The organism is Pseudomonas sp. SDO524_S393, from assembly GCF_054071875.1.
Genome location: NZ_JBSVVZ010000129.1, coordinates 1 through 5,990, shown reverse-complemented (window position 1 = coordinate 5,990; position 5,990 = coordinate 1). Strand labels below are relative to the sequence as shown.

6 protein-coding genes are annotated in these 5,990 nt (G+C 62.4%); 4 read left to right on the top strand and 2 right to left on the bottom strand.

All coding sequences use genetic code 11. The features are described from left to right. Positions 1-84: 84 nt before the first annotated feature. Positions 85-894, bottom strand: a complete 810-nt coding sequence (locus ACW9IB_RS29100) for a UDP-2,3-diacylglucosamine diphosphatase (RefSeq protein ID WP_457416753.1) — start codon at positions 892-894, stop codon at positions 85-87. 137 nt (positions 895-1,031) lie between these two features. Here ACW9IB_RS29100 and ACW9IB_RS29095 point away from each other — a divergent pair, with 137 nt between their 5' ends. The 3 genes from ACW9IB_RS29095 to ACW9IB_RS29085 all read left to right on the top strand — a co-directional run bounded on the left by ACW9IB_RS29095 (position 1,032) and on the right by ACW9IB_RS29085 (position 3,175). Beyond that, the gene (locus ACW9IB_RS29095) at positions 1,032-1,781 is read left to right on the top strand and encodes an AraC family transcriptional regulator (RefSeq protein ID WP_457366096.1); all 750 of its coding nucleotides are present in this window, start codon (positions 1,032-1,034) and stop codon (positions 1,779-1,781) included. A 100-nt stretch (positions 1,782-1,881) separates the two neighbouring features. After that, positions 1,882-2,766, top strand: a complete 885-nt coding sequence (locus tag ACW9IB_RS29090) for a DMT family transporter (protein WP_457416751.1) — start codon at positions 1,882-1,884, stop codon at positions 2,764-2,766. A gap of 127 nt (positions 2,767-2,893) precedes the next feature. After that, positions 2,894-3,175 carry a hypothetical protein gene (locus ACW9IB_RS29085; protein WP_457366098.1) on the top strand — a complete coding sequence of 94 codons (282 nt, stop codon included), beginning with the start codon at positions 2,894-2,896 and terminating at the stop codon, positions 3,173-3,175. A gap of 37 nt (positions 3,176-3,212) precedes the next feature. On the opposite strand, the gene ACW9IB_RS29080 is transcribed toward ACW9IB_RS29085, so the two are convergent. Then, a complete protein-coding gene (locus ACW9IB_RS29080) occupies positions 3,213-3,500 on the bottom strand; it encodes a SelT/SelW/SelH family protein (protein ID WP_457366099.1) in 288 nt (95 codons plus the stop codon). Positions 3,501-3,583: 83 nt separating this feature from the next. On the opposite strand from ACW9IB_RS29080, the gene ACW9IB_RS29075 reads away from it, so the two are divergent. After that, on the top strand, positions 3,584-5,773 hold the full coding sequence (locus ACW9IB_RS29075; protein ID WP_457416749.1) for a patatin-like phospholipase family protein: 2,190 nt from the start codon (positions 3,584-3,586) through the stop codon (positions 5,771-5,773). Positions 5,774-5,990: the final 217 nt, after the last annotated feature.

Sequence of the window (5,990 nt, the reverse complement as noted above, 5' to 3'; positions counted from 1 at the left end):
GCGGTGTGTCATCCGACACATCAGGTGATTGACCTACCGCATTCGCGAGCAAGCCCGCTCCCACACTTTCGACCGAGCCCGGCTCTAGCCTGCAATCATCTCGGCTTTCAGCAAGGCTTCTTTGGCCTGCGCATCGGCCAACCGGTACAACTCGATGCTGCCATCCCAATGTTCGATCAACGCCGTGCACGATTCCACCCAATCCCCGCAGTTGAGGTAGTCCACCTCGCCCACCTTGCGAATCTCGGCATGGTGGATGTGCCCGCATACCACACCATGCAGTTCGCGCCGAGTGACTTCGTGGGCGATGGCTTCTTCGAAATCGCTGATAAAGCTCACGGCGGTTTTCACCTTGTGCTTCAGGTATGCCGACAGCGACCAATAGCCGTAGCCATACCGCGCGCGCCAGTGGTTCAGCCAGCGGTTCAAGGTGAGGGTGAATTCGTAGGCCGAGTCGCCGAGGAATGCCAGCCAGCGGTGATAGCGGGTGATCACGTCGAATTGATCACCATGGATCACCAACAGATGGCGACCGTCGGCGGTCACGTGCACCGCTTCGTCCACCAACTGGATGTTGCCCAGGATCAGCTTGGAATAGCGACGCAGGAACTCGTCATGGTTGCCGGTGACGTAGATCACCTCGGTGCCGCGCTTGGCCATGGTCAGCAACCGGCGGATCACATTGGTGTGAGCCTGGGGCCAGTACATGCCGCCGCGCATTTTCCAGCCGTCGATGATGTCGCCGACCAGGTACACCTTGTCGGCGTGATAGCCCTTGAGAAACTGCGACAGGTGTTCGGCCTGGCAATCCCGGGTGCCCAGGTGCACATCGGAAATCCACAGGGTACGAACCCGTTGCTTGCGGCTGGGCTTGGCGAACTCGGCACTGGTCATGGGCATCCCTCGACGGTGTTTTCGCGAGCTTGCGCCATGGCGATTAATAGTCCATGACAACGGTGCGTCAGTCTGATGACAGCGCTCAATGAGCGCGAAGCGTTGTAGACTGCCGGCTTGCAGCCCCGGAGACCGCGATGAGACCGTCCCTCACGCTACGCCACTACATCGAAGCGCCCCTCGCCCACAGCCATGACCATGCACAGTTGGTGTTCGGGCTGTCCGGGCATCTGGACCTGGAAGTCGATGGGCGCGGCAGCCAGGTGCATGAAAGCAGCGTGATGGTGCTGCCCTTCTCCGCCCACCACGCCTGTGGCAGCCGCGATGGCAGCCGCTGCCTGGTCCTGGACGTGCCCACGGAACACTGGGTGCTGCAATCGCTGGGCGAGCACGCCGATGCCAGCCGCCGCCTGCTCGACCGACCCGCACGCCTGGCCCTGGATGCCCGGCAGAGCCAATTGGTGCAATGGCTGGCGCACAGCCCGGTGGATGACCCGCTGATTGTGCAGCAAGGCGCCGTGCTGTTGCTTGCCAGCCTCAATCATCCCCTGGCCCGGCCCGAACCGGGACGACGCCTGCCCTACGCAGCCTTCAATGCACATATCGAGCGACACCTGGCACATCCGCTGCAAGTGGCGGACCTGGCAAAAATCGCCGGCCTTTCCGTCGCGCGTCTGCATGCACGGTTCATGGCGGAGTGCGGACAGACGCCCATGGACTACCTGCGCAGCCGTCGCCTGAACATGGCGCTTAAACTGCTTCGAGAAACCCCGCTGCCCATCGGCGAAATCGCCGAGCGTGTCGGTTACAACTCCCAAAGTGCCTTTGCCGCAGCCATGTTGCGCGAATTTGGCGCCTCCCCGGGTGCGCTGCGCCGGGTATCGTAGGAAGAGTCCTGCGATAAAAATCGCGAGGCGGGCGACAGACGCCGGGGCCTGACACCCTCTAGACTGCGACGCTGTCACCCCCGTTGGTTCAAGGATCGCAATGACTCCCCGTTCAGCCCTGGGCGCCCTGCATATCGGCGCATTGATGTTTGGCCTTACCGGCGTATTCGGCAAGCTGGCGGCCGCGTCGCCTACGATCATCGTATTTGGGCGTGCCGTATTTGCCGTGGCCGCCCTTGCGCTGTTCGCGCGCTTGGCCCGCAACAACACCTGGAAAAAACTGCAGGCGCGCGACTGGCGCCGCCTGTTGATCAGCGGCGTGTTGCTGGCGGCTCACTGGGTGACCTTCTTCGTTGCGGTCAAAGTCGCCGGGGTGGCGGTTGCGACCCTGGGGTTCACCGCCTTCCCTGCTTTCACCGTGATGCTCGAAGGGCTGATTTTCCGTGAGCGAATCCGCGCCAATGAAGTGGTGCTGGTGGCGTTGGTCAGCGTGGGCCTGGTGCTCGTCACCCCGGACTTCAACCTGGCCAGCGAGGCCACCGGCGGCTTGTTGTGGGGGATCGCGTCGGGGCTGCTGTTTTCCCTGTTGTCACTGAACAACCGCGCCAGCTCCGGGCGTATCCCGGCGGTCCAGGCCGCCTTGTGCCAGAACCTCGTGGTGGCTGCCTGCCTGTTGCCGTTCGCGGCGCCGGGACTGGCGAGCGTGCGCGCACTGGACTGGTTGTGGATCGGTCTGCTCGGCGTGTTCTGCACCGGGCTCGCCCACAGTCTGTTCGTCGCCAGCCTGGCGGTGATCAAGGCACGCACCGCCTCGGTGGTGTTTGCCATGGAGCCGCTCTACGGCATCACCGTGGCGTGGCTGCTGTTCGCCGAAACGCCGACCCTGCGCATGCTGTTGGGGGGCGTGCTGATCATCATCGCCATCGTGCTGTCCGGCCTGATGGGGGGTGCCAGCCAGGCCAAACAGCCCGCCGCGACGGCCTGATCTATACTCTGCGCATCCGCAACAGTCTGTCGTCGTTCAACGGATAAGGCCGCTCGACGCCAGCCATGTCCCTTGAAGTTGCTGCAAGCGAGTGGTCACTCCCTAAACGCTATGCAGGAGCTTCATCATGGAAACACTTATCAGCTTGCTGGTGCAGATCATCAGCGGAGCCGTCGGCGGTAACCTGGCGGGCATGACCAAACAAAGCCTGGGGACCGGGCTCAATACCATGCTCGGCGGTGTCGGCGGCCTGGTACTGGGCCAGGTGCTGGCCCAGTTCACCGGTACATCCGGCGGCGAAGCACTGGATGTCGCGGCAGTGGGCAGCAATATCGTCGGCGGTGGTGTCGGCGGGTTGGTGCTGACATGGGTCGTGGGGTTCATCAAGCAAAAGCTCGCCACCAAATAACGGTATGAAGGTCACCATCGCTCACCGGTGGTGACCTTCAGCGTGTGCGGTCGTTATGCCCCAGGTCGCGCTGCGGGTCGATCTGGTCACGTACGCGCTGCTTGAGCACCTTGGCTTCGGGGAAGCCCTCATCCGCCTTGCGCTCCCAAATCTGCACACCATCGCAGGTGATACGGAACGTCCCGCCGGTCGCCGGCTCGAGCGACACTTTGCCCAGGTCGTCGGCGAACGTACTCAGCAGCTCCTGGGCCAGCCACGCCGCGCGCAACAGCCACTGACACTGGGTGCAATAGGTGATGACAATCTCGGGTTTGCTCGCGGACATAATTTGACAGGTTCCTGGCATAACGGGCTCGGAGGATCGGCTGGCTATAATACCGGCCTTATCGCCAAGCCTCGAGATTGATGATGCGCCGCCTGTTGTCCTGCCTTGTGCTGTGCCTGTTCCCCCTGATTGCCGACGCCGTTGAAAGCCCACGTCCGAAAATCGGCCTGGTGCTGTCAGGCGGTGCCGCCCGTGGCCTGACGCATATCGGTGTGCTCAAGGCCCTGGAAGAACAGGGCATCCAGATCGACGCGATTGCCGGCACCAGCATGGGTGCGGTGATTGGTGGGCTGTACGCCTCGGGTTACAAGATCGATGAACTGGAAAAGCTCGCGCTCAATATTGACTGGCAACAGGCACTGTCCGATGCACCGCCCCGGGAAGACGTGCCCTTTCGGCGCAAGCAGGATGACCGGGATTTCCTGGTCAAACAGAAACTCAGCTTTCGCGACGACGGCAGCCTGGGCCTGCCCCTGGGCGTGATCCAGGGCCAGAACCTCGCCTTGTTGCTCGAAAGCATGTTTGCCCACAGCAGTAACACACGCAATTTCGACAAGCTGCCGATCCCCTTCCGCGCCGTGGCGACGGACATCACCACCGGCGAGAAAGTGGTGTTCCGCAAGGGCCACCTGCCCCAGGTCATCCGCGCGAGCATGTCGATCCCGGCGGTGTTCGCGCCAGTGGAAATCGACGGGCGCCTGCTGGTGGACGGCGGCATGACCGATAACATTCCGCTGGACGTGGCGCGGGAGATGGGCGTCGATATCGCCATCGTGGTGGATATCGGCACCCCGCTGCGCTCGCGCAAGCAACTGGCGACCGTGGTGGATGTGCTCAACCAGTCGATCACCCTGATGACCCGGCGCAACTCCGAAGAACAACTCAAGGCCTTGCACCCCAAGGACGTGTTGATCCAGCCGCCCCTCGCGGCCTACGGCGTGACCGACTTCGGTCGCGCCAAAGACATGATCGATGCCGGCTACCGCGCGACCCGCACCCTCGATGCGCGACTGGCTCACCTGCGCCCCGCCGAACCGATCGACCCGCAACTGGTGGCCGCGCGCACTCCGGGTGAACGCACGCCGGTAATCACCGCCATCGACGTGGAAAACGATTCGAAAGTCAGCAACGACGTGATCCGCTACTACATTCGCCAACCCCTGGGTGAGCCGCTGAACCTTGGCCGCTTACAGGCCGATATGGGCACCTTGTACGGCCTGGATTACTTCGAGCAAGTGCAATACCGCGTGGTCAAGAAGGGCCAGGACAACACCCTGGTCATCAGCGCACGGGGCAAACGTGCCGGTACCGATTACCTGCGCCTGGGTCTGAATCTGTCGGATGACATGCGCGGCGACAGTGCATTCAACCTCGGCGCCAGCTACCGCATGAATGGCATCAACCGCCTGGGCGCCGAGTGGCTGACGCGGGTGCAGATCGGTGATCGACAAGAGCTGTACAGCGAGTTCTATCAACCGATGGACACCGGCTCACGCTACTTTGTCGCGCCTTATATCAGCGCCCAGGCACAGAACGTCGAGCTGATCCTGGACAACGACCCCATCTCCGAATATCGCCTGGAACGCTACGGTTTCGGCCTGAACGTGGGGCGACAGATCGGCAACAGCGGCGAAATCCGCTTCGGCGTCGGCGAGGCCTGGGGCAAGGCGGACGTACGTATCGGCGACCGCGACCTGCCCAGCGTGAGCTTCAGCGAAGGCTTCTATGAACTGAAGTACTCCTTCGACTCCCTGGACAACGTGTACTTCCCCCACACCGGTGAAGACATCGGCCTGGCCTACCGCGAATTCGAACCGGGGCTGGGCTCGGACCAGCGCTACCGGCAATGGGAGTTCACGCTGGACAAGGCCATGAGCCACGGCCCCGACACACTGGTGCTCGGCGGGCGCTACGGGCGCACACTGGACGATTCGGACGTGGTGATTTCCAGCTTTCTGCTGGGCGGTGCACGGCAGTTGTCGGGCTTTCGCCAGGACGCGATTTCAGGGCAGAACATCAGCCTGATGCGGGCGGTGTACTACCGCCGCCTCACCCCTCGTTCGTACCTGCCACTGGATTTCCCGCTGTATCTCGGCGCCTCGCTGGAACGCGGCCGAGCGTGGAACAACGATAACGAATTCGACAGCGGCTACATCAACGCCGCCAGTATTTTCCTGGGGTTCGACACACCGCTGGGCCCGCTGAATTTCAGCTACGGCGTCAACTCCGAGCATCAGAAAGCGGTGTACCTGAACCTGGGACAGACGTTCTGACGGTTTGAACACAACCCACTGTGGACGCGGCGTTAAGTGCTGAACAGGCTTTTGTGGTGAGCGGGCTTGCCCCGCGCTGGGTGGCGAAGCCGCCCCAAAACCTGCCGGCGCGTTTCAACAGGAAGAATGCGGTGCCTGGATTAGGGCTGCTTCGCAGCCCAGCGCGGGTGTAGAACCGGACACATCGTTTACATCTGAAACCGGAGACATCGTTTAC